Source organism: Serratia sp. HNCC26DJ206, assembly GCF_057180605.1.
This window is the reverse complement of sequence record NZ_JBXUGP010000186.1, coordinates 1-262: the sequence shown is the minus strand read 5'-3', so window position 1 is coordinate 262 and position 262 is coordinate 1. Positions and strand designations below refer to the sequence as shown.

Annotated in this window: 1 protein-coding gene; it reads left to right on the top strand. The window is 53.4% G+C overall.

Features of this window, described 5'->3' with window-relative positions; genetic code table 11:
- Positions 1 to 22: 22 nt before the first annotated feature.
- Positions 23 to 262: GTPase (locus AC2A1E_RS24525; RefSeq protein WP_484385928.1), on the top strand; the 240-nt coding region annotated here is incomplete at its 3' end.

The window sequence follows — 262 nt, the reverse complement described above, 5'->3', positions numbered from 1 at the left end:
ATTTTCTGTTTTGGGGAGCTGTATGAATAAACAAGACGGTATACAGGCCATCAGCCAGTCTCTGACGACGCTGCCTTCGTCGGTCTCTGACACGATATTGCGGCATATTGGCCACCTTATCGATTACACACCGGTGATTGGCATCATGGGTAAAACCGGCGTGGGGAAGTCGTCTCTGTGCAATGCGTTGTTCCGGGGCAAGGTTACTGCCGTCAGCGCGGTTTCCGGTTGTACGCGTGAACCGCAACGTCTGACCTTGAGC